The sequence below is a fragment of the Brachybacterium sp. JB7 genome (assembly GCF_003335205.1).
GTDB lineage: Bacteria > Actinomycetota > Actinomycetes > Actinomycetales > Dermabacteraceae > Brachybacterium > Brachybacterium alimentarium.
On the sequence record NZ_QPGN01000012.1, the window covers coordinates 55,694 to 78,516 of the forward strand.

17 protein-coding genes are annotated in these 22,823 nt (G+C 70.3%); 4 read left to right on the forward strand and 13 right to left on the reverse strand.

Going from position 1 to position 22,823, the window contains the following annotated elements:
* The first annotated feature begins 196 nt into the window (after nucleotides 1–196).
* Genes CIK81_RS13355 through CIK81_RS13365 form a run of 3 tightly spaced genes read left to right on the forward strand, consistent with a single transcriptional unit; the run spans nucleotide 197 to nucleotide 3,340 of the window.
* The gene (locus CIK81_RS13355; RefSeq protein WP_096165785.1) at nucleotides 197–1,501 is read left to right on the forward strand and encodes a sugar ABC transporter substrate-binding protein; all 1,305 of its coding nucleotides are present in this window, start codon (nucleotides 197–199) and stop codon (nucleotides 1,499–1,501) included.
* Nucleotides 1,498–2,445: a carbohydrate ABC transporter permease gene (locus CIK81_RS13360; protein WP_096165784.1), complete on the forward strand. Its 948-nt coding sequence runs from the start codon at nucleotides 1,498–1,500 to the stop codon at nucleotides 2,443–2,445. Before CIK81_RS13355 ends, CIK81_RS13360 begins: the two co-directional genes overlap by 4 nt.
* Nucleotide 2,446: 1 nt before the next feature.
* On the forward strand, nucleotides 2,447–3,340 hold the full coding sequence (locus CIK81_RS13365; protein WP_096165783.1) for a carbohydrate ABC transporter permease: 894 nt from the start codon (nucleotides 2,447–2,449) through the stop codon (nucleotides 3,338–3,340).
* A gap of 240 nt (nucleotides 3,341–3,580) precedes the next feature.
* Here CIK81_RS13365 and CIK81_RS13370 read toward each other — a convergent pair whose 3' ends face one another.
* The 12 genes from CIK81_RS13370 to CIK81_RS13425 all read right to left on the reverse strand — a co-directional run bounded on the left by CIK81_RS13370 (nucleotide 3,581) and on the right by CIK81_RS13425 (nucleotide 20,051).
* The gene (locus CIK81_RS13370) at nucleotides 3,581–5,347 is read right to left on the reverse strand and encodes an ABC transporter ATP-binding protein (protein WP_176485621.1); all 1,767 of its coding nucleotides are present in this window, start codon (nucleotides 5,345–5,347) and stop codon (nucleotides 3,581–3,583) included.
* Entirely contained in the window at nucleotides 5,347–7,071 is a 1,725-nt protein-coding gene (locus tag CIK81_RS13375; protein WP_096165782.1) for an ABC transporter substrate-binding protein, read from the reverse strand. The genes CIK81_RS13370 and CIK81_RS13375 overlap by 1 nt, the downstream gene beginning before the upstream one ends.
* Nucleotides 7,068–8,117, reverse strand: coding sequence for an ABC transporter permease (locus CIK81_RS13380; RefSeq protein ID WP_096165781.1), 1,050 nt, complete (start codon nucleotides 8,115–8,117; stop codon nucleotides 7,068–7,070). The genes CIK81_RS13375 and CIK81_RS13380 overlap by 4 nt, the downstream gene beginning before the upstream one ends.
* Entirely contained in the window at nucleotides 8,117–9,052 is a 936-nt protein-coding gene (locus CIK81_RS13385) for an ABC transporter permease (RefSeq protein WP_096165780.1), read from the reverse strand. The genes CIK81_RS13380 and CIK81_RS13385 overlap by 1 nt, the downstream gene beginning before the upstream one ends.
* A 239-nt stretch (nucleotides 9,053–9,291) precedes the next feature.
* On the reverse strand, nucleotides 9,292–10,188 hold the full coding sequence (locus tag CIK81_RS13390; protein ID WP_096165805.1) for an NAD(P)-dependent oxidoreductase: 897 nt from the start codon (nucleotides 10,186–10,188) through the stop codon (nucleotides 9,292–9,294).
* A 47-nt stretch (nucleotides 10,189–10,235) separates the two neighbouring features.
* Complete coding sequence (locus tag CIK81_RS13395) at nucleotides 10,236–11,609, reverse strand: four-carbon acid sugar kinase family protein (RefSeq protein WP_241964168.1); 1,374 nt, start codon at nucleotides 11,607–11,609, stop codon at nucleotides 10,236–10,238.
* Nucleotides 11,610–11,807: 198 nt separating this feature from the next.
* Nucleotides 11,808–13,208 (reverse strand): GntP family permease, encoded by a 1,401-nt coding sequence (locus CIK81_RS13400; protein ID WP_096165778.1) that lies wholly within the window; start codon nucleotides 13,206–13,208, stop codon nucleotides 11,808–11,810.
* 205 nt (nucleotides 13,209–13,413) lie between these two features.
* Nucleotides 13,414–14,385: a 3-hydroxyacyl-CoA dehydrogenase family protein gene (locus tag CIK81_RS13405; protein ID WP_114328596.1), complete on the reverse strand. Its 972-nt coding sequence runs from the start codon at nucleotides 14,383–14,385 to the stop codon at nucleotides 13,414–13,416.
* An 860-nt stretch (nucleotides 14,386–15,245) separates the two neighbouring features.
* Nucleotides 15,246–16,097, reverse strand: a complete 852-nt coding sequence (locus CIK81_RS13410) for a fumarylacetoacetate hydrolase family protein (RefSeq protein WP_114328598.1) — start codon at nucleotides 16,095–16,097, stop codon at nucleotides 15,246–15,248.
* Between the two features lie 231 nt (nucleotides 16,098–16,328).
* The gene (gene rhmD, locus CIK81_RS13415; protein ID WP_114328600.1) at nucleotides 16,329–17,513 is read right to left on the reverse strand and encodes an L-rhamnonate dehydratase; all 1,185 of its coding nucleotides are present in this window, start codon (nucleotides 17,511–17,513) and stop codon (nucleotides 16,329–16,331) included.
* Entirely contained in the window at nucleotides 17,510–18,556 is a 1,047-nt protein-coding gene (locus CIK81_RS13420; protein ID WP_096165774.1) for a zinc-binding dehydrogenase, read from the reverse strand. Before CIK81_RS13420 ends, rhmD begins: the two co-directional genes overlap by 4 nt.
* A 124-nt stretch (nucleotides 18,557–18,680) precedes the next feature.
* Entirely contained in the window at nucleotides 18,681–20,051 is a 1,371-nt protein-coding gene (locus tag CIK81_RS13425) for an MFS transporter (RefSeq protein WP_199586377.1), read from the reverse strand.
* A 291-nt stretch (nucleotides 20,052–20,342) separates the two neighbouring features.
* Here CIK81_RS13425 and CIK81_RS13430 point away from each other — a divergent pair, with 291 nt between their 5' ends.
* Nucleotides 20,343–21,131, forward strand: a complete 789-nt coding sequence (locus CIK81_RS13430; protein WP_241964169.1) for an SDR family NAD(P)-dependent oxidoreductase — start codon at nucleotides 20,343–20,345, stop codon at nucleotides 21,129–21,131.
* A 135-nt stretch (nucleotides 21,132–21,266) separates the two neighbouring features.
* Here CIK81_RS13430 and CIK81_RS13435 read toward each other — a convergent pair whose 3' ends face one another.
* Nucleotides 21,267–22,823, reverse strand: a complete 1,557-nt coding sequence (locus CIK81_RS13435; protein WP_114328602.1) for a tripartite tricarboxylate transporter permease — start codon at nucleotides 22,821–22,823, stop codon at nucleotides 21,267–21,269.

Sequence of the window (22,823 nt, forward strand, 5' to 3'; positions counted from 1 at the left end):
TTCCGCGCCTGTCCCGGCATTCGCGGCACACTCAAGGTTAAGCGCTATAGTACCGGAGGACTTAAGCGCTGCAGTCGACAATGCTCCACGGTCGGGCACCCCGGTACATCCCCCGGGAAAGCCCCTCCCCGCGAGCATCGGAGCTCATCCGCGCTGCAGCGGACCACCTCGTCGAGGACGCAGAAAGAAGGAGCACATGCTCACACGCCGAGACCTCATGACAGGAGGGTCCCTGACGGGGCTGCTCCTGCTCAGCGGCTGCGGACTGCAACCCACCGGCGGCCCCACCGTCGCCTCCGGACCGATCGGGACCGACATCGAGCTCGAGGGCGCGATCCGCTTCCAGACCTGGAACCTGCGCAGCGCCTATCTCGAGTACTTCGAGGGCCTGATCGACGAGTTCGTCGCCGCTCACCCCGGAGCCTCCGTCGACTGGGTGGACCAGCCCGCCGACGGCTACGCCGACAACCTCCAGGTCGACGCCTCGAACCTCGATCTGCCCGACGTCATGAACCTCGCGCCCGATCTGGCCTGGCCCCTCGCCCAGGCCGGGCTGCTCCTCGACATCGCCGATGCGCGCCCCGAGGTCCTCGACGGGTACGCCGACGGTGCCATCGAGGACTACAGCGACCCGCAGGCCGGCACCACGTTCGCCTACCCGTGGTACCTGAACACCGGACCGATCTTCTACAACCGGGCCCTGTTCGAGGAGGCCGGGCTCGATCCCGACGACCCACCCACGACGTGGGACGAGCTGTTCGACCTCGCGGACGCCATGGGAGACGCGGTCGACGGCCGGTTCTACATGATCGGACAGCTGCCGGCGATCGCCGACTTCGGGATGTACGGCGTCCAGGTGCTCGACGACGACCAGGAGCGCTTCATCTTCAACGACGAGCGCGCCGTGCGCATGGTCGAGCGCTACCGCCAGGCGTACGAGCGCAAGGGCCTGCTGCCGGACTCCACGGTCCTGACCTACACGGGCGGCGGCGAACGGTTCCAGAGCGGCCAGGTCGCGCTCTCCACCGGCTCCGCCTACGACGTCGCGAACTTCAAGGAGAACGCGCCCGATCTCTACGCGAACCTCGGCATCACGGAGACGCTGACCGACACGGGCCACGCCAACATGTTCTCGCAGGGCATCGCGGTGAGCTCCCGCACGGAGCACCCCGAGGTCGCGATCGCCTTCGCGGAGTTCCTCACCTCCCAGGAGAAGCAGATGGAGTTCGCCCACATCGTCGACGTCTTCCCGTCCACCGAGGGTGCCCTCGAGGATCCGTACTTCACCGAGGACGACGGCTCCGACACCAGCGAGGTGCGCGTGGTCGCGGCGGGCCAGCTCGACAGCGCCCGCAACTACACACCGGTCGTCTGGACCGAGGAGATGCGCGTGGAGCTGCAGCGCCAGGTCGGCGACGCCGTCGTCGGGCGGATCACCGCCCAGGAGGCCCTCGATGCGTCGGTGGCCCAGGCCAACCGTCTGGCGGGGGTGAGCGAATGAGCACCGCGACGACCCTCGAAAGGCCCCAGGCCGTGGAGACACCGCAACGGCGCCGCAAGCCCGCACCCGTGCGCACCCATGCGCCTCTGACGCCCTGGCTGCTGATGGCCCCGGCGCTGCTCGCCGCGATCGTCTTCGTCCTCTTCCCGTTCCTGAACACGATCGTGCTGTCGTTCACCGACGCGCGCCCCCTGCTCGGCGGCAGCTTCAACGGGCTGCAGAACTATCGCGACCTGCTCGCCGATCCGATGTTCTGGATCGCCCTGCGCAACTGTCTGATCTATGTGGTCGGAGCCGTCCCCCCGCTCGTCATCCTGCCGCTCCTGCTGGCGATGCTGGTCCGCAAGGCGGTCCCCGGGATCGGCGCGATCCGCACCGCGATCTACACCCCCGTGATCGCCTCGGTCGTCGTCACCGGTCTGATCTGGACCTGGCTGCTGGACTCGCGGGGCCTGGTGAACTCGATGGCCGGATGGCTCGGCATCATCTCGAGCCCGATCCCGTTCCTCACCGACGAGTACCTGCTGCTGATCTCCTCGATGATCGTCACGGTGTGGCAGGGGATCGCCTACTACATGGTGGTCTACCTCGCGGTGCTCGCGAACGTCCCGCAGAGCCTCCACGAGGCGGCGATGATGGACGGCGCCGGACCGGTCCGGCGGTTCCTCACCGTGACCCTCCCGGCGATGCGCTCGACGATGCTGCTGATCGGCATCATCGCCTCGCTCGCGGCCTTCCGCATCTTCTCGGAGATCTTCGTCCTCTCCGGCGGCACCGGCGGACCGGGCGGACGCTCGAGCTCGCTGGTCATGCTGATCCGTGAATCCGGGACCGGACTGTCCGGCCGGCTGGGCTACTCCTCGGCCGTCTCCATCGTGCTCTTCCTGCTCACGCTCATCCTCATGATCGTGAACCTGCGCATGACCTACCGGAAGGAGAGCTGACATGGCGCTCACCCATCCCCACACCTCGCGGAAGGGCTCCCGGCACACCGTCGCCCTGTCGGACGGCGAATCCGCCACCCGGCCCGAGCTGGTCCTGCGCTATCTGCTGCTGCTCGTGGTCATCGTGATCTCGATCGGCCCCTTCCTGTGGCAGCTCGCGACGTCCCTGAAGGGCATCGGCGAGGACCTCTACTCGATGCCCCCGTCGTTCTGGCCGGAGGAGTTCAGCCTGGCCGCCTATTCGCAGGTCACCGAGGTGATCCCGGTCTGGTCGTACATCGGCAACTCGGTGATCGTCGCCCTGTGCAACGTCACGCTGAGCGTGGTCGGCTGCGCCATGGCCGGATACGCGATGGCGCGGCTCCAGTTCCGCGGCAAGGTGATCGCCATCGGGCTCTTCGCCGCCACGCTCCTGATCCCGCAGGAGAGCTCGATGATCGCGCTGACGCAGCTGGTCAACGCGATGGGCCTGGGCAACACCCTGGTCGCCGTGTTCCTGCCGACGATGATGAGCGCGATCAGCGTGCTGCTGATGTGGAACGCGTTCCTCGCCCTCCCCAAGGAGGTCGACGAGGCCGCCATCGTCGACGGCGCCTCGGTCTGGCAGCGCTTCCTCCGCCTCGGACTCCCCTCCGTCAAGGGAACCCTCGCCGTGGTCGCGCTGCTCGCCTTCATGGGCAGCTGGAACGACTTCCTGTGGCCGCTGCTGATCCTCTCGGACCCCGACAAGTACACCCTGACCGTGGGCCTGAACTACCTCCAGGGCACCTTCGCGGACAACCCGCGCGTGGTCGCCGCCGGCACGATCATCGCCGTCGCGCCGCTCGTGGCGCTGTTCCTCGCGCTCCAGAGGATCTTCTTCCGGGGCGTGGCCGAGGGCGGCGTCAAGGAGTAGCACCCCACCCCGCACCCCACACCCCGCACCCCTCACCCCACGCGCGGTTACCCCTGAGTTATGTGCGCGCTGCTTCCATCCATGGCAGAGAGGTGCTCATAACCCCGGAGTAACTGTCATGTGGGGTGGGGGCGCCGGGCACCGTGCACCGTGCACCGTGCACCGTGCACCGTGCACCGACAGCGAGGGTGGTGGCGCTGGGGCGCGTGTGCCGCAGCGCTTTCCGGGCGCGGGTGAGGTCTATGCCGCGGTGCCGTCGCCTTCGCGCAGCCGGCGCGCGGGGTCCGGCACGCTCGCGAGCAGCGCCCGGGTGTACTCGTGCTGCGGGTCGCCGAGCACCTCGCCCGCGGTGCCCTGCTCGACGGCGCGGCCGCGGCGCAGCACCGTCACGTGGTCCGCGAGGGACCCGACCACCGCCAGGTCGTGGCTGATGAACACGCAGGCGAAGCGCGTCGCCTCGATGGCGTCGCGCAGCACCTCGATGACGTGCGCCTGGATGGTGACGTCGAGGGCGCTGGTGGGCTCGTCGGCGATGAGCAGCGCGGGCTCGAGGATCAGGGCGCGGGCGATCGAGACGCGTTGACGCTGACCACCGGAGAGCTCGTGCGGCAGGCGGCTCGTGTACGAGGCGGGCAGGCGCACCACGTCGAGGGCGTGCTTCACCCGACGGGCGATCTCGGTGCGCGGCACGTTCCCGGCCAGCTGCAGAGGCTCCCCGATGCTCCAGCCCACGGTGCGCCGTGGGTTCAGCGACGAGGCCGGGTCCTGGAACACCAGGCCCACGCGCGCATACGCCGCCCGACGTCCGGCCGCGCCGAGCGTGCGCGGGTCGACGCCGTCGAGCTCGAGGGTGCGCGCCTGCGCCGGGACCAGTCCGGCCAGGGCCTTCCCCCAGGTGGACTTCCCTGAGCCGGATTCTCCGACCAGGCCGTGGATCTCCCCGCGACGGATCTCCATGCCGACGTCCTCGAGCGCCCGATGCGAGCCGCCGCGCCGGTGGTACTCGACGGACAGGCTCTCGACGCGGACGACGAGCGGCTCGGCGGCGAGGGCCGCTGGCTCCCCGCCCGGCCCGTCGGCGAGGGCCGCCGGCTCCCCGCCCGGCCCGTCGGCCGAGTTCGCTGCCGTGCCTTCAACATCCCCGTCGGCCGCAGGCCTGTCAGCCGCCGCGCCGCCGGCCGCTGGCCTGTCGGCCGCAGTCGAAGAGACGCGCTCGAGGCTCTCGGACAGGCGCGGCACGGCGGAGAGCAGCGCCTGGGTGTACGGGGCCTCGGGGGCGGCGAGCAGCCGGCGCACCGGCCCGGTCTCCACCACGTCGCCGTCCTTGAGCACCACCACGTCATCGGCGATCTCGCCCACCACACCCATGTCGTGCGTGATCAGCAGGACCCCGATCTCCAACTCGTCGACGAGCCTCACCAGCAGGTCGAGGATCCCGCGCTGCACGGTGACGTCGAGCGCAGTGGTGGGCTCGTCGGCGATGAGCAGGGACGGATCGCCGCTCAGCGCGAGCGCGATGACCACGCGCTGCAGCTCCCCGCCGGAGAGCTCGTGGGGGTAGGAGGCGGCGGTGCGGTCCGGATCGGGCAGGCCGACGGAGGTCAGCAGCTCCCGGGTGCGCGCCGCGGCGCGAGCCCGGGAACGGATGCCCTCGCGCACGGCGAGGACGTGGCGGAACCCGGTGGACACCTTCATCACCGGGGACAGCGACTGCCCCGGCTCCTGGAAGATCATCCCGATCTCCCGTGACCTGGTCCGGCGCATCTCCTGCGCGGACCGCCCCACGAGCTCCTCACCGCCCAGGCGAGCGCTGCCACTGACCTGCGCGCTGCGGGGCTGGAGGCCGATCGTGGCCAGGGCCGTCATGCTCTTGCCGGAACCGGACTCCCCCACCAGCGCGGTGATCCGCCCTGCGCGCACGGTGAGGTCCAGGCCGGTCACGATGGACCGGCCCGCGATCCTCACCTGCAGATCGTGGAGGAGCAGGAGCTCGTCGGGAGTGCTCATCAGCCGAGCGTCACCGTGAGGTAGTTCGGGTAGGCCGGGAACTCGCCGATCACGAAGTCCTGGACGCCGGAGCCGTGGATGAACGAGTTCTTCGAGTAGATCAGCGGCACGACGGGCGCGTCCTTCAGGATCTGCTGGTCGACGGCCGCCCACTTCGCATGCGCCTCGTCGGCGTCGACCGTGGAGGACGCCTCGAGGATCGCCGCGTCCACGTCGGGGTTGTCGTAGCGGGCGAGGTTGTAGTTGCCGTTGCCGATCTGGCTGGAGTCGAACAGCGGGGTGAGGTTCGCGTTCGGCGAGGGGACGTCGGGCTGCCAGGAGCTGAGCACCAGGTCGTACCCGGTGCCGTCGCCCGCGGTGACCTCGGAGGAGTAGGCGTTCTCGTCCAGGGGCTGGATCGTCACCGTGATCCCGGCGCGGGTGAGGCCCTGCTGGATGGCCTCGGCGGCGCTGGTCTGGTCGTCCGTGATCACGAGGCGGAGGGTCAGGTCGCTGACCCCGGCCTCCTCGAGCAGCGCGATCGCCCGGTCGGCGTCGCCGGTGGGCTCGTCGGCGTACAGGGAGTACTCCTCGCGGCCTGCGATGCCCGGGGTGATCAGCGTGGTCGCGTAGTCGCCGGAGATCTCGCCGCCCTTGGCGGTGCGGTACGCCTCCTTGTCCACGGCGTACTGGATGGCCTGGCGGACCGCGACGTCCTTCAGCCCCTCGGAGTCCGTGTTCATCGCCAGGTACTCCAGCGCGCCCGGACCGGAGGTGACCAGCCGGTCCCCGACGTTCGGATCGTTCTGGGCCTGGACCAGCTGGGCGGTGGGCACGAAGCTCGCCAGGAAGGCGTCCTGGGAGTCGGCGCGGTCGGCGATGATCGACTGGGCGACGACGCTCGCGTCCTGCGAGAGGGAGAATTCGATCGAGTCGGGGCCGCCGGTGCGGGCCTGATCGGTCCCGGCATCCCAGTTGTCGTTGCGCACCAGCACGGCCCGGCTGCCCGGCGAGTAGGACTCCAGACGGTACGGGCCGCTCGCGACGGGCGCGGTCGCGTAGGTCTCGGGCTCGCCAGAGTCCTCGGGGACCGGCGCGAACGCAGGGGTCGAGGCGATCCAGCCGAAGTCGCCGTAGGGGCGGTTGAGATGGAAGACGAGGGTGAGGTCGTCGGGCGTCTCGATCGAGTCGAGGTGCTCGTCGGAGAACGGGCCGGAGTAGTCCCCGCCGCCCTCGAGCAGCACCTTGTGATAGGTCAGCCCGCCGGTGAGCTCTGCCGCGAAGGACCGCTCGAGGCCGTACTTGACGGTCGCGGCGGTGATCGGGGTGCCGTCCTCGAAGAGGAGCCCCTCCTGCAGGGTGAAGGTCCAGGTCTTCCCGTCGTCCGAGACGGTGCCGACGTCGGTCGCGAGGTCCGGGATCAGCTCGGTGGGCGCGTCGGCCGAGGTCTTCCAGGCGGTGAGCCGGCGAGCGACCAGGCCCAGCGTGGTGATCGCGAGGTTCTGACTGGTCGCCGGGTCGAAGCTGAGCTCGTCGCCGGTGGTGAAGATGGTCAGGGTGCCGCCGCTCTCGCCGCCGCCGTCGGAGGAGCCGCTCGAGCCGCCGTTGGAGCAGGCGGCGAGCGCGCCGGTGCCGAGCACGAGCGGGGTGGCGGCGAGGATGCTGCGTCGCGAGAAGACGGACGGGGCGCGCGAGGCGGCCGAGGCGGGCAGCGTGGACGAGGCGGGCGAGGACGTCGGGGTCATGACGGGTTCTCCTGGGGGTTCTGGTCGGGCAGGGCGGGGGTGGAGGGTCGGCGCGAGGAGCGGCGGCCGACGGCGAGGCGTCGGTCCAGCAGCGGCCGGGCGAGGTCGGCGCTGAGGTTCGCAAGCACGATGAGCAGCGAGCCCACGAGCGTGGTGCCGACGATGACGGGCAGGTCCGCGGTGGCGGTGGCGTCGAGCAGCAGGGCGCCGAGACCGGGCTGGCCGAAGATCCGCTCGGTGATCACCGTGCCGCCGAGCAGCGCCCCGATGTCCAGGGCGATGAGGGTGGTCAGCGGCAGGGCGAGGTTGCGCAGCGCGTAGCCGTCGATCCGGCGCTCGGAGAGGCCGGTGGCGCGGGCCGTGCGCACGTAGTCCAGTCCCAGCTGCTCGATCATCGAGGAGCGCACCAGCCGGGCGTAGATGGCGCCGTTGAGGAACGCGAGGGTGGCCCAGGGCAGCACCAGGTGGCGCGCCCACTCCAGCGGCCCCTCGCTGAAGGGCTGGTAGCCGCCGCTGGGCAGGATGCCCAGGCGCAGCGCGAACACCACCACGGCGAGCAGGCCCACCACGAAGGCGGGGGCCGACGCCGCGATCACGGACACCCCGGTCACCACCCGGTCCAGGATCCCGCCCTGGCGACGGGCGGCGAGGGCACCGGCGGCGATGCCGAGCACGGCCTGCAGGGCGACCGCGCCCAGCGCGATGGAGAGGGAGACCGGGAAGCGGTCCGCGAGCAGCTCGGTCACGCTCTGGTGGAGCTGGAAGGAGTAACCCAGGCACGGCGCCGCGCACTCGACGACGACGTCCGCCGAGCCGAAGGTGCGCCCGGTGAAGATCGCCGCCAGGAACGTCCCCAGCTGCACCCACCAGGGCTGGTCGAAGCCCATGAAGCCGCGGGCGGCCTCGAGGTCCTCCGGGGAGCACGGTTTGCCGCACATCCGCAGGGCGGGGTCGATGGGCGCGACGTAGAAGATCGCGAAGGTCAGGCCGACGACGACGAGCAGCACGCCGAGGCTGCGGACCACACGTTGCAGGGAGCGGATCATCAGCGCACTCCTCGGGGGTCGAGGGCGTCGCGCAGGGTGTCGCCGAGGATGTTGAACGAGTAGGTCACCAGGAACAGCGCAGCGGCCGGGAACAGCAGGAAGGCGGGGTCCACGAGCAGCCAGTTGATGGCGTCGCCGATCGACCGGCCCCAGGACGGGGTGGGAGGCAGCACGCCGACGCCCAGGAACGACAGGGTGGCCTCGGCGCTGATCCGGCCCGGCAGCGAGATGCACGAGTAGACGATCACGGTGGAGGCGACGTTCGGGAGCACCTGGTGGCGGAAGACGTGGCCGAAGCGCGCCCCCATCACGCGGGAGGCGACGACGTAGGGCTGGCGCACGATCACGCGGGTCTCCGCAGCGACCACGCGGGCGATGCCCGGCCAGCCGAACATGCCGATGACCACAGTGAGCAGGAGAGCGCGCGGCGCTTCCAGGGGGAACAGGGCGCTGAGCGCGATCGCGAAGATGAGGAAGGGGAAGCCGAGCGTGACGTCGGTGGCGAAGTCCACCAGCTTCTCGATGAGCCCCCCGACGGCGCCGGCCACGATGCCGAGCACCACCCCGATGACGGTGGCCAGCACGGTGGAGGCGATACCCACCAGCAGCGACACCCGCGCGCCGTAGATGACCAGGGAGAACAGGTCACGCCCCGTTCCGGGCTCGACCCCGAACCAGTGCTCGGCGCTGACGCCGCCGAGGGCCCCCTTGGGCGAGGTGTCCGCCCCGAGGGCGTCCGCGTGGTACGTGAACGGGTCGTTGCCGGACAGCGCGGCGAGCTGGGAGGCGAAGAGCGCCGCGAGCAGGCTGACCACCACCACGATCCCCGCGGCGAGGGGCAGAGGGCGCAGGAAGGAGCGCCACACGGGCGCGCGGGATGGTCGCTCTTCCGTCGAGGCGGCGGCCTCGACCGGAAGGGCTTCGCTGGTCGTCATCACGGGTGCTTTCGGTTGCTCAAAGTAAACCAATATTGAGTATGGCACCACCGTGCGCCCGACGGCCCCCTGCAGCGTCACGGTTCGACAACTCCGCACGGCCCCCGCCGGCGGCGCCCGGGCGGCTCGATGGACGGCAGCGCGGACTCACGCGGAATGGGCGCGACGGCAGCGAGGGCCGACGGACGACCTCAGCAGAGAGCTGTCGGCTCCGTGGAACTCGCCGTCAGCTCCCCCGCTCAGCGCTCCTCGCGCAGCACCTGGTACACGATCGAGTCGTCCTTCCGGTCGTGCCCGAGCTCGCTGCCGCGCTGGTAGATCGCTTCGGCCGACGCCGCGAGCGGCACCTCCTGGCCGACCTCCCGCGCCGCCTCGCTCACCAGGCCCATGTCCTTGACGAAGATGCTGAGCGCCGAGCGGACCTCGTCGAACGCTGTGTCGTCGCGCGCGCCCTCGACCATCCTCCCGCCGCGGTCGGCGAACATGAACGACGCCGCCGCCCCGGTGTTCAGCACCTCGTGGACCTGTTCAAGGTCCAGACCCATCGAGTCGGCGAGCGCGAGCGCCTCCCCCGCCACGGCGATGTGCACACCGCACAGCAGCTGGTTGACGACCTTGAAGCGCTGGCCGTCGCCCGGGCGGGAGCCGACCACGGGGGCGTTCGCGGCGAGGGCGTCCAGCAGCGGACGCACCACGGCGACATCCTCCGCGGAGCCGCCCACCATGATCAGCAGGTCGCCGGTGCCGGCGCGGGCCACCCCACCGGAGACGGGGGCGTCGACCACGCGGGCCGTCGTCCCCTCCAGCGCGGTGCAGGTCGCCTCGATCGCGGCGGGGCCCACGGTGGACATGATCAGCACGGTGGTCTCCGTGGTCAGCGCCGGCGCGATGCCTCCCTCGCCGAACAGGACCGCCTCCAGCTGAGCGGGGGTGGCGACCATGACCACGACGATGTCGGCGCCGGTGGCGGCCTCGATCGCCGAGGCGGCCGGATCGGCGGCCTCCGCGACGGCGTCGAGCGCGGCGGGGTTCAGGTCGAAGGCGCGCACGGAGAACCCGGCCTGGCCTGCGGTGCGGACCATGGGGGCACCCATCGCGCCCAGGCCGATCCATCCGACAGCGGGGGTGGTGGCGATCGTGGTCATCGAATTCTCCTCGGAGCGGTGAAGGCTGTAGGGGCTGGTCAGCGGGCTGCGACGGCGGCGGTGAGGCGGTCGACCACGTCTGCGAGGGCCTGCTCGCCGCCCACGTTCCCGGGGAAGACGACGTACGGCATGCCCATGACCTCCTCGGGCGCCTCCTGCGCGGAGAACAGCGAGACCTGGCCGGGCCAGAACTGTCCCTCGACGCGGGCGCGACGGATCCTGAGTCCGTTCGCGGCGACCTCGTGGGAGGTGATGCCGCCCTTGGCGACGACCCAGGCAGGGCGCACGGTGCGCACGCGCCGGACCACGTCGACCACCGCGTCGGACACGCTGCGGGCGATGGCGAGTGATTCGGAGGGATCGTCGGTGCTCACCAGATCACGGCTGGTGTAGACCACGCAGTCCTCGCGGCGGAGGGTCTCGCGCACCTGGCCCGCGACGTCGGCGATGTGCTGCTCGCGCCGTTCGTCGAGCAGCGAGGGCACGTGCAGCTCGACTTCGACCAGCGTGCCGCGCTCCTGGACTGCGCGCAGCTGCGTGGTGGTCAGCCCGACGTGGGAGCCGACGACGACGAGCCCGTGGTCCAGCCGGCCCTCGGGGATCGCGATGGAGTCGGGGCCCACCACCTCGGCGCCGCTCTGCTTGGCGAGCGGGCGCACGAAGGACGGGCCGCAGCGGGTGATGAGGGTGCGGCCGTCGGCCTCGAGGTGCGCGACGGCCTCGGCGACGACCTCCATGTCCGAGTACTCGGTGGCGTTGACGACGACCCAGCGCCGTCCCCGTGCCCCGGCGAGGATCTCGTGCACGCGCCGGACGCCGCCGGTGCGGATGTCGTCGAGCCCGATGCTGAGCACGTCGGCGGCCCGGATCGCTCCCCCGGACCGCTCCTCGAGGAACTCCCGCAGGTCGGAGTGCGAGAACCCGAAGGTCGCGTCGCGGGCGAAGTCGGTGTCCTCGACGCGTCGCGGCTCCCCGTCCACCACGGCGTAGTGCACGTCCCCCTCGGTGAAGCGGCCGGCCTCGAGCATGGCGGGCACCAGCAGGATCGCGTCGACCTCGACGTCATGGGCGGCGAGCTCCTCGGCGATCGCGAGGGGCTCGGCGATCACGTGGCCGCGCAGGGTGGAGTCGGAACGGGAGACGACGTGCAGGCCCTGCCGGGCGACCGAGTCCGCGAGCACGCCGGCCACCAGCGAGCGGTTCAGGGAGACGGCCTCCGCCTCCTCCAGCGCTCGGGTGTTGGTCAGCACGAAGCAGGTCGATCCTGGCTCGGCGAGCACCTCGGCCGGGATCGCGGGGTCCAGGTCGAACGCCACGTCGACCTGGGCCACGCACTGCGAGCCGGTGGGGTCGTCGTCCAGGACCAGCAGGCGGCGGGCGGCGTTCTCGGACACGGTGACGGGCACGGTCACAGGAACCTTCTTCCAGGGTCGGGGCGGGACGTCAGGCAGGACATGGCAGGACATGGCACGTCGGGCGACGGGCGGAGGCGGAGGCGGGCCACGGGACTCCATGGACCGGCCGGCCCGTCCATGAGCTCGGCGATCCATGACGTCCCATACTGCCCTGCTGACCTCGTGCGCGGCCGCGGTGCCCGCCCCCGCGCCCCGTCAGGCCGCGATGACGAACACCACCGCCGAGAGCGCGAAGGCGACCAGCGAGATCGTGGTGCCGACGACCGACCAGGTCTTGAAGGTGGTCACGGTGTCGAAGCCGCAGAACTTGCCGATCAGCCAGAAGCCGGAGTCGTTCACGTGCGACCAGCCGATCGAGGCGGCGCCGATGGTGATCACCATGGCGGAGACCGCGATCGTGTTGAAGTCGCCGGCGATGATCGCCGGAGCCATGATCGAGGCGCCGGTGGTGGCGGCGACGGTGGCCGAGCCCTGTGCGATGCGCATGGCCATGGTGACCAGGTAGGCGGCGACGATCAGCGGCAGGCCCATCGCGTCGAGGCCGTTCGCGACCTCCTCGCCGATGCCGGTCTCGGTGAGGATCGCGCCGAAGGCGCCGCCCGCGCCGGTGATCAGGATGATCGAGCAGACGGGGGCGAGGGCATCGTCCACGAGCTCCTCGAGGAGTCCGCCGACCTGCTCGCCTCGACGGCGACGCGGAATCACGTAGAGCAGGACCATCGCAAGCAGCGCCGAGAGCGCGAGCGCGACCGGGGTCGCCCCGACCAGGCGTGACACCTGGAAGAAGACGTTCTCCGCACTCACCGCGCCGGACTGCTCGGCCGTGGACAGCGCCGTGTTGAAGAAGATGAGCACCAGCGGCAGCAGGAGCACGAGCAGGATCGCCCCGAAGGCGGGACGCTCGGCGACGGGCACGTCACGGGGCTCGCCCAGCAGAGCCGGCACAGGGGTGTCGGGGAATCGCTTGGCGATCGCGCGGGCCACCAGGTAGCCGCCGAAGTACCAGGTGGGCAGGCCGATGAGCAGGCCCACCAGTACGACCAGGCCGATGTCGGCTCCCATCACGGTCGCCGCGGCCGTGGGGCCGGGGTGCGGGGGCAGCAGCGCGTGCATCATCATGAACGACGCGATCGAGGGCAGCGCGTAGAGCATGAACGAGCCGCCGAGGCGCCGGGCCACCGTGTAGATCACCGGCAGCATGACGATGAAGCCGGCGTCCAGGAAGATCGGGAACGCGTAGAACAGCGAGGCGACGGCGAGCGCGAGCGGTGCCCGCGCCTCCCCGAAGGTGTCGAGCATCTTGTCGGCCAGCACCTGGGCGCCGCCGGTGATCTCGATGAGTCTGCCCAGCACGGCGCCGAAACCGACCAGCAGGGCGACGGTGCCGACGGTCGTGCTGAAGCCGCCGATCACCACGTCGATGACGTCACCGACTCCGATGCCGGCCGCGAGACCGGTGGCGACGGCGACGATGAGCAGGGAGAAGAAGGCGTGCAGGCGCGCCTTGATGATGAGGACGAGCAGGATGACGATCGCGACGGCCGCGATCGTCAGGAGCAGCCAGACCGGCCGATCCGCAAGGACGAGTTCTTCCACGGGGTGTCTCCAGAGTGTGTGGGGGCACGCCGGGCCCCGAGCCGCCGACGACGGAGCGCTCGGGACCCGGTCACCGCCGGGCCCCGAGCGCTCGGCTCAGATCCCGGGCAGCAGTGCCCGGCCGCCGGGCTGTGCGCGGCGGGTGCAGGGGAGGTGAGGGCTGACGGATCGAGGGGCGTTGCCCGCCGACCCGTCGGCCCAGGGATCAGGAGCTCTTCGGGGTGGCCTTCGGGGCCGGGCCGAGCTCGGCGAGCAGCTGCGACATCTTGGCGTAGGCCTTGTTGCGGTAGGCGATCAGCTCCGCCGCGGTCTCCTCGTCGTAGTCGCCGAGGAGACCCTTGCCGTTCTTGACGCCCTTGCGGTCCGCCGCGACCGAGTCGGTGAGGATCTGCGGCGTGGCCAGGCGATCGCCGAAGGCGTCCTCGAAGGTCACGAAGCAGTTCGCATAGACGTCCAGGCCGGCCTGGTCCGCGATCGCGAAGGGGCCGAAGAAGCCCAGACGGAAGCCGAAGGTGGTGCGGACGATCGTGTCCACATCCTCCGCGGTGGCGACGCCCTCCTCGACGATCGAGGTGGCCTCCTTCAGCAGTGCGTACTGCAGACGGTTCAGGACCATCCCCGGGGTGTCGGCGACCTGCGCGCCCTGGTTGCCGGACTTCTCCAGCAGCTCCTTGACCGCGTCGACCGTCTGGGCCGTGGTGGCCTTGCCGGCCACGAGCTCGACGCCCGGGATGAAGGGGGCGGGGTTGGAGAAGTGGACGGTGAGGAACCGCTCGGGGTTCGTCACCGCGCTCTCGAGCTCCTTGACCGGGATGGTCGAGGTGTTGGTGCCGATGATCGCGTCCGGACGGGCGTGCTGGGAGATCGTCCCGAGCACGTCGCGCTTGACGTCGATCCGCTCGAACACGGCCTCCTCGATGAAATCGACGTCGGCGACGGCGTCCTCGAGGGTCTTGCCGGCGGAGATGTTCTGGGCGACGAGATCGGCGCTGCCCGGGGCGTACAGGCCCTGCTCCTCGAAGTCGCGGGCCTCCTTCTGGAGGCGCTCGAGGGAGGCGTTCGCGTTCTCGACGCTCACGTCGGCGATGGTCACGTCGAAGCCGGCGATGGCGAGGACCTGGGCGATGCCGCCACCCATGTATCCGGCGCCGACGATGGTCACGGTGGAGATGGTCATACGGAGGGACTCCTTCGTCGAGGGGCGCCGTCTCCGAGGGGAGCCGGCGCCGTGGTGCCCGCGGCGCCGGGGAGCACGATCTCCGAGCGCTGCGCGATACCCAGAAGCATACAGATCCTATTGGATTTACGCGAGAGGTGGTCGCCCTGCCCTGCCGCCGATCCGACAGGATCACCACTGGACCCGACGAGCCCGGCTGCGGCACGACAGCCGGGCACCGAGGGACCAGGGGCGCGGTGCCCGAGCGTACCTGCACCGATGTTTCCGCCGAGTAAGCACGAGCAGCGGGCTCCGTCGACACCCGCCGCGCACACCCTGCGCGGCCAGTCCCTCCGACCCCTCCCTCGACCCCCTGCACCCCGTCAGCGATCCTGTAGGAATCCATGGACAGCTCTGCCATCGCGCCCTTGCGGCCAGCTCATCTCTCCCCGGTCCTGGTGCACCTCTCCCAGCTCGCGATCCGGGCCGCGTTCTTCGGTTCCCTGCAGGCACTGTTCTCCACCGTCGACCCGTACACCTTCCGGGAGCGCTTCGCCCCGAGCTTCAAGGCGCTGCGGGATCCGAAGAACTGGCACAAGGTGCTGCCGCCCGTGTTCCGGATGAGCCGGGTGCTGCTGTTCTCCCTCCCGGCCCTGGTGCTCGTGTGGCGGAACGCCAGGCCGTGCGCCGGATCGACGAAGGGCTCGCCGCCGCACGCTGACAGGGGACGGCTGGCCTCGGACGACGTTCCGCCGACAGCACTCCCCCGACGGGCTCCGGCCGGCGGACTCCGGCCGACAGCGCAGGCCCCCGGAACCGTGACACGGTTCCGGGGGCCTGTTCCCTGCCGAGGCGACCCGCGAGGGCCTCCGGGTCCTGCCTCAGCGACGCTGGGCGAACACCTGGCGCTGCTCGCCGAGGCCCTCGATGCCCAGCTCGACCACGTCGCCGTCGCTGAGGTACGGGAAGCGGCCGGACAGGGCCACGCCCTGCGGGGTGCCGGTGTTGATGAGGTCGCCGGGCGATAGCACCATGTACTGCGACAGGTGGTGCACCAGCTGCGCAACGGAGAAGATCATGTCCGCCGTGGTGGAGTCCTGACGGGCCTCGCCGTTCACGTTCGACCAGAGCCGCAGGTTCTGCTGCTCCACGTCGGCAGCCGGCACCAGGGCCGGGCCGACGGGGTTGAAGTTCTCGGCGCACTTGCCCTTGGACCACTGGCCTCCGGACTCCGCGATCTGGAAATCACGCTCGGAGACGTCGTGGCTGGTCACGTAGCCGGCGATGACGTCGAGCGCCTCCTGCTCATCCTTCAGGTAGGAGGCCCGCTTCCCGATGACCACACCGAGCTCGACCTCCCAGTCGACCTTGGTGGCGCCGGGCGGGATCGGGACCTCGTCGTACGGGCCCACCACGGTGTTGGGGTGCTTGAAGAACAGGATCGGCGTGGTGGGCGGCTCCGCGCCGGATTCCGCCGCATGCTCGGCATAGTTCTGGCCGATGCACAGCACGGCCTCGGGGCGCGCGATGGGGGCGCCGACGCGCTCGGACTCCGCGCCCTCCCACACCGGCAGCTCTCCGGCGGCGGACGCCCGGGCCGCCTTCTCGAGGCCGCCGTCGGCCAGGAAGGCCCCGTCGATGTCGGCCGTGAGGCCCTCGAGGCGGTAGGTGACGCCGTCCTGCACGAGGGCGGGCTTCTCCTGGCCGATCGGGCCGAGTCGTCGCAGTTCCATGGGTTTCTCCTTCGAAGGGTGCGGATACGGGAGGGGGGTCGAGGTCTCCGCCGTCGGCGGCGAGGGGTGCCGAGGGCGCTGCCCGCGGCGTCCTGCCGCCGGCGAGCGCGTCGGGCATCTCCGCGGTGGGTCCACCACCACAGTGCCAGGAGTCGGGGTGCTCCCGCTGACCCGACCGCAGGGCGGTACATCCGATGTCTGGTGCGTGGTGGCGTTCTCGGGCGGTATCGGTCAGTGCGTGAACGGACGGCTGCGGGCTATCTCCGGATTGAACTCGACGCCGAAACCTGGGGTGTCCGGCACCCGGATCTTCCCGTTCTCCGGCACCGGCTCGCCGATCAGCATCGGGGAGAACATGGGGACAATCTCCTCCGCCGTCGGATGCATCATGAGGAATTCGCTGAACGGGCTGTTCGTGCGGGTGACGACGAAGTGGTACGAGTACACGGAGGAGCCGTGGGGCACCACCATCGCGCCGTGCGCGTCGGCGAGCGCGGAGATCTTGAGCAGCTCCGTGATGCCGCCGCACCAGCCGACGTCGGGCTGGATGATGTCGGCGCATCCCATCTCGAGCAGCTGGCGGAAGCCCCAACGGGTGGCTTCGTGCTCGCCGGTGGTGATGAGCATGCCCTTCGGGGCGTTGCGGCGCAGCTGCTGGTAGCCCCAGTAGTCGTCGGGGATCAGCGCCTCCTCGAGCCAGCGCAGTCCGTGGTCGTGGGCGCGGTGCGCGAGACGGGTCGCGTAGTCGACGTCGAGGGACATCCAGCAGTCGTACATGAGCCAGAAGTCGTCGCCCACCCGCTCACGCATGTCCGCGAGCAGGGCGATGTTCTTGTCCATCCCCTCCTCCCCGTCGGCCGGACCGTGGTGGAGCGGCATCTTGCCGCCGATGAAGCCGAGGTCCTTCGCGATGTCCGGGCGGGCGCCGGTGGCGTACATCGTGAGCTCCTCGCGCACGGGGCCGCCCAGCAGGGAGTACACGGGCTCCTGGCGCAGGCGCCCCAGCAGGTCGTACAGCGCGAGGTCGACGGCGCTGATGGTGTTCAGGACGATGCCGCGGCGACCGTAGAACAGGGTGGAGCGGTACATCTGGTCCCAGATCCGCTCGATGTCGGTGACCCGTGCTCCCTCGAGGAAGCGCGCGAGGTGCTTCTCGACGATCCAGGCGCCGAGGTCGCCGCCGGTGGACACGGCGAAGCCCACGGTGCCGTCGTCGGCCTCGAGCTCGACCATGAGCGTGCCCAGCACGTTCAGCCCGAAGGACTGCCGGGAGTCGGCGTACTCGGGGTAGACGGACATCGGGGTGGAGATGTGGTCGTCGATCCAGTGATCGGCGCCCTGGTCGTGATAGTCCGCGCCGCCGCCGGTGACGGTGTACGCGCGGACGTGGGCGATGGTGCGGTGATGGGTGCTCATGCGGGCTGGTCCTCCTGATCGAAGCGGACGAGGATCTTGCCGGCGGGTCCCTGCCCCGCGGCGAGGGCGGCGAAGGACTCCTGAGCCTCCTCGGGCGGCACCAGGGCGCTGACCAGGGGTGCGACCTGCTCGGCATGCGCGCCGATCCAGGCCGAGGCGTCGGCGAAGTCCTGCGCGGAGTAGGTGAAGGAGCCGACGATCGAGCGCTCCTCGGTGCTGATCGCGAAGGCTGGCAGCTCGAGGCGGGGCGACCCCATCCCGACCAGGACCACGCGGCCGCCGAGCGCGGTCGCGGTGAGGGCGTCGGACATGGTCGGGCTGAGCCCCACGGCGTCGATCGCGAGATCGGCGGGAGCCCCGAGCGCCTCGACGACGAGCTCGGCGAGGGGCGCCGACGTCGGGTCCAGGGCGACCACGCCGAGCGCGGTGACCAGCTCGCGGCGGGCCGGGTCGCGCTCGGAGAGCACGATGTCGCGCACGCCGGCCCGCTGGAGGGCGATGACGACGCTCTGTCCGATCGGGCCTCCGCCGATGACCAGCACCTTCTCCTCGGGAGCAGGGCGACCCAGGCCGACGGCGTGCACCGCGACCGCGAGCGGCTCGATCAGTGCGCCGAGGTGCAGGGGCAGCTCCGGATCCAGGAGCAGCACGTTGCGGGCCGGGACGATCACATAGTCGGCGAACGAGGCCTGCACCTCCTGCGCCACCCCGATGACCTGCTTGCCGGGGGCGTGCTGCTCCCGACCGAGGAACGTCTCGGCCTGCTCGGGAGGCACGACGACGGGGTTGAAGGTCGCCGGGGCGCCGACGGGCAGGGCCGACGGGTCGACCCCCTCGCCGAGCGCGGCGATCGTGCCGGAGGATTCGTGCCCCATGATCTGCCCGGGGACGCGGCGCCCGTTGTCCCCGGTGTAGCCGTGGACATCGGATCCGCAGATCCCGGTGGCGGAGATCCGCAGCAGCACCTCCCCGGGGCCGGGTTCTGGTCGTGGTCGGTCCACGACGTCGAGACGGTGGAAGTCGGTCAGGACGAGTGCTCGCACGGGAGACTCCTTCGTGGACGGGTGAGACGGGCAGGACAGGTGAGACGGGCAGGGCGGGTCGTGGCGGGCAGGGCGGGTCGTGGCGGGGGCGGGCAGAAGGGCCGGCGCGGGGCAGGGCCGCCGGTCAGGGCGCCAGATTGGCGGAGCGGGCGCTCTCCCGCTTCGCGTCGTGGGCGTCGAACAGGCGGGTGCCGGCCAGGAACAGGGCGCCGAGGAGCGGCATGACTGCGAGCATCAGCAGGCCGGCGGATTCGGTGCCGAAGGCCTCGACCACCCATACCCGCAGGTTGGGGGCGACGAATCCTCCGAGGTTGCCGACGCCGTTGATCAGGCCGATCGAGGAGGCCAGTGCAGCACCGGAGAGGTACGAGGTGGGGATGTTCCAGAAGATCGGCTGCGCGGAGCAGAAGCCGATCGCCGCCAGGCACAGACCGAGCATCACCAGGACCGGGGATCCCAAGAGCCCGGTCATCAGCAGGCCGACCCCGGAGACGACGAGCAGCACCGTCGCCGCGTTGCGGTACTGGCCGGTGCGGTCTGCGTACCGACCGGAGAAGAAGTTCGCGGCCAGGCCCAGGACCCACGGGATCGCGAAGAGCAGGCCGACGATGATCCCGACGTCCCGCCCGGCGATGCCGGCGATCTGGCGGGGCAGGAAGAAGGTGAGCCCGTAGACGGACAGCTGGATGGTGAAGTAGACGAAGCAGAAGTAGAGGATGCGACCGTTCAGCAGGGCTCTCCACCAGCTGAGGTGGCGTGCCTGCTGCTTCTCCTCCACCTCGGCGTCGAGGGTGGCCTGCAGCTCGGTGCGCTCCTGCTCGGTCAACCAGGCCGCGCGGGCCGGCCGGTCGGTGAGATAGAAGAAGGCGATGACTCCCACCACGACGGCCAGGAGTCCCTCGATGAGGAACATCCACTGGAAGCCCCACATGCCGAGGAAACCGTCGAGCTCCATGAGCGCTCCGGAGAGCGGCCCGCCGAGGATGTTGGCGATCGGCAGTCCCATGTAGAACAGGGCGGTGGCCTGCGCCCTTCGGCGACGCGGGAACCAGTAGGTGAGGTAGAGGATCACGCCCGGGAAGAACCCGGCCTCGGCCACTCCGAGGAGGAATCGCAGAATGTAGAACATCGTCGGGCCGGACGTGAACATGAACAGCACCGCGACGATGCCCCAGGTGATCATGATCCGCGCCATCCACCAGCGGGCGCCGACCTTGTGCATGATCAGGTTCGACGGCACCTCGAAGACGGCGTAGCCGATGAAGAACAGGCCCGCGCCGAAGGCGTACGCCGCGGTGGAGAGCCCCGCATGGACCTCGAGCGACTCCTCGGCGAAGCCGATGTTCGTGCGGTCGATGAACGCGATGACGTACATCAGCAGCAGGAACGGCAGGAGGCGCGTGAGCGCCTTGCGCGTTGCAGACGTGGTCGCGGGAGTGTATTTCTCCTCGCCCGGGGCGACGGAGGTGCCACGAGGGATTCTGCGGGTGGCCAACAGAGCTCTCCTTCATCGGTGAGGATCTGGGATCAGGTGCTCGGCGCGGCGCAGCGGTGACGAGAGCGCACTGCCTCGTGCGGCGACCGTCAGACGTTCACCAGGTCGATACCCTCCGACGCTACTGCTCGAGGGAGGATCGGAGGCGACCTGGGCGATCCGGGTTCCGGGAATCCTATATCCAAGATGGATATGATGATCTGGCGCCGATCCTCGGTCAAGGCGCGCGGGGATCCGCGCCGACCGCGATGATGGATCCGCACCGACTTCACTCAATGAGGAGAAACTCGAATGACTGGCATGACCGGCACCACGGGCACGACTGCTGCGACGGAACCAGAATTCGCCGGACTCACGGCGATCGTGACCGGTGGCGGCGCCGGCATCGGCGCCGCCACGATCCGCGCGCTGCAGTCCCGCGGCGCCACGACCGCCGCCCTCGACCTCGACCCCTCCGGCGCCCCGGAGGGTTCCCTGCAGATCCAGGTCGACGTCACCGATTCCGAGGCGGTCCACACCGCAGTCAACCGGGCCGCGGCGGAGCTCGGCGGGATCGACATCGTCATCAACAACGCCGGCATCGGCGCCCAGGGCCAGGTCGACGCGAACGACGATGCCGAATGGGCGCGCGTGCTCGACGTCAACGTGGTCTCCGTGGCCCGCGTGACCAACGCAGCCCTCCCTCACCTGCGGAGATCCTCCGCGCCAGCGGTGGTGAACACCGCATCGATCGCCTCGATGCTGGGACTGCCCGAGCGCGTGCTCTACTCCGCCTCCAAGGGCGCGGTCCAGGCGATGACCCTGGCCATGGCCGCGGACTGGGTGGGCGAGGGCATCCGTGTGAACGCGGTCGTGCCCGGCACCGCGAACACCCCGTGGATCGGCCGTCTGATGGAGAAGGCCGCGGATCCCGTGGCCGAACGCGCTGCGCTGAACGCACGCCAGCCCCATGGTCGGCTCGTCGAGCCCGAGGAGGTCGCCGAGGCGCACTGCTACCTGGCCTCGCCGCGCAACCGTTCGACCACCGGCGTGCTGCTGCCGATCGACGGCGGCATGACCAATCTGCGCACGCGGTCCTGAGCTCGCGCACGACGAGGGTGCCCGGCCGGAGACTGCTCTCCGGCCGGGCACCCTCGTCGTGGAGGGGACGCAGTCGTCGGCCTGCGTCGGCCCGCGGCCTCCTGCTCGGCCGACCACCCGCCTCGCCCGCTCTGCTCAGGACCCAGCGTCGGCCGCGGAACCGCGGTCCTTCGCCGCCTGCAGCGCCGTGGCCCGTTCGGCGCGCCGACCGAGCCAGCTCATCAAGGGCGAGGAAGCGATCGCGAGGATCACGAGCACGATGAGCACCGCGCTGATCGGTCGGGTGAAGAACTCGGCGAGGTTCCAATCCGTCTTGATGACCGACTGCATGAAGGTCCGCTCCACGATGGGACCCAGCACGATGCCGAGCACGACCGGGGCGAGCGGGATCCCTCCCTTCTCGAAGAGATAGCCGATCACGCCGAAGAGCACCATCAGGCCCACCTCGAGGTAGCCGTTGTTGATGGCGAAGGCTCCGCAGATCGAGATCGCGACGATCAGCCCCATCAGGACCGACCGCGGGATCCGCAGCACGAAGCCCGAGACCCGGATCAGCAGGAAGCCCAAGGGGAGCAGCAGCAGGTTCGCGACGATGAAGATGATGTACAGCGCGTACAGCGTGTCCGTCTGGTAGAGGAAGAGGTCCGGTCCCGGAGTGATCCCCTTGACCAGCAGCACGCCGATGAGGATCGCGGTGATGGTGTCGCCGGGGATGCCGAAGGCGAGCGTCGGCACGTACGCCGAGGCGATGCCCGCGTTGTTCGCGCTGGATGCCCCCGAGATCGCCTCGACGCGCTGATCGTCCGCAGAGTTCTTCCCCGGGCGGATCCGACTCGTGGAACGGGTGAAGGCATAGGCGATCCACGCCGCGATGTCTGCGCCCGCGCCTGGCAGGGCCCCGACGACGCCGCCGATGACGGACCCGGAACCGACGCGCGCCTTGTTCCGCCAGATCGCACGGAAAGTGGGGCGGATCGTCCCCGCGCCCTCGATCCGGGGGATCGGCATGGACTCCCCGCGCTTGGCGGTGACGGCCCGCAGCACCTCGGAGAGCCCGAACAGACCGATCATCGCGGCGATGAAGTCGACACCCCGGTACAGCTGCTCATCACCGAAGGTGAAGCGGGGGAACCCGAGAGTCACGTCGAGGCCGACGGTCGAGACGAGCAGGCCCACCATGAGGGCGATCCCGCCCTTGAGCTGGGCGCCCTTGGAGACGATCACGGCTGCGGTAAGGCCGAGCACTGCCACCCAGAAGTACTCGTAGCTCGTGAACCTCAGGGCGAATTCACCGAGGATCGGAGAGACGAAGATCAGCATGATGGACCCGAAGAGGCCGCCGAACACCGACGCGACGAGGGAGACCCCGAGGCCGAGGGCGCCCTTGCCGTTCCGCGTCAGCGCGAAGGCGTCCTCCGTATAGGCGGCCGACGACGGGGTGCCGGGGATTCGCAGCAGTGCACTGGGGACGTCCCCGGCGAAGATCGCCATCGCGGACATGGTGATGATCGCGGCGATCGCCGGCACCGGGTCCAGGAAGAAGGTGAAGGGCACCAGCAGGGCGGCGGCGAGGGTAGCGGTCATGCCGGGCAGGGACCCGATGACGAGGCCGAACAGTGCGGCCACCAGCACGACGAGGATCGTCGTGGGATCCGCTACCAGCTCGAGGGCGCTTCCGAAGTTCTCGATCAT

Excerpts from the sequence above, each read along its gene's own strand:
- CIK81_RS13355 (WP_096165785.1), top strand. The coding sequence starts at position 197 with ATGCTCACACGCCGAGACCTCATGACAGGAGGGTCCCTGACGGGGCTG.
- CIK81_RS13360 (WP_096165784.1), top strand. The coding sequence starts at position 1,498 with ATGAGCACCGCGACGACCCTCGAAAGGCCCCAGGCCGTGGAGACACCG.
- CIK81_RS13365 (WP_096165783.1), top strand. The coding sequence starts at position 2,447 with ATGGCGCTCACCCATCCCCACACCTCGCGGAAGGGCTCCCGGCACACC.
- CIK81_RS13370 (WP_176485621.1), bottom strand. The coding sequence starts at position 5,347 with ATGAGCACTCCCGACGAGCTCCTGCTCCTCCACGATCTGCAGGTGAGG.
- CIK81_RS13375 (WP_096165782.1), bottom strand. The coding sequence starts at position 7,071 with ATGACCCCGACGTCCTCGCCCGCCTCGTCCACGCTGCCCGCCTCGGCC.
- CIK81_RS13380 (WP_096165781.1), bottom strand. The coding sequence starts at position 8,117 with ATGATCCGCTCCCTGCAACGTGTGGTCCGCAGCCTCGGCGTGCTGCTC.
- CIK81_RS13385 (WP_096165780.1), bottom strand. The coding sequence starts at position 9,052 with ATGACGACCAGCGAAGCCCTTCCGGTCGAGGCCGCCGCCTCGACGGAA.
- CIK81_RS13405 (WP_114328596.1), bottom strand. The coding sequence starts at position 14,385 with ATGACCATCTCCACCGTGACCATCGTCGGCGCCGGATACATGGGTGGC.
- CIK81_RS13410 (WP_114328598.1), bottom strand. The coding sequence starts at position 16,097 with ATGGAACTGCGACGACTCGGCCCGATCGGCCAGGAGAAGCCCGCCCTC.
- rhmD (WP_114328600.1), bottom strand. The coding sequence starts at position 17,513 with ATGAGCACCCATCACCGCACCATCGCCCACGTCCGCGCGTACACCGTC.
- CIK81_RS13430 (WP_241964169.1), top strand. The coding sequence starts at position 20,343 with ATGACTGGCATGACCGGCACCACGGGCACGACTGCTGCGACGGAACCA.
- CIK81_RS13435 (WP_114328602.1), bottom strand. The coding sequence starts at position 22,823 with ATGATCGAGAACTTCGGAAGCGCCCTCGAGCTGGTAGCGGATCCCACG.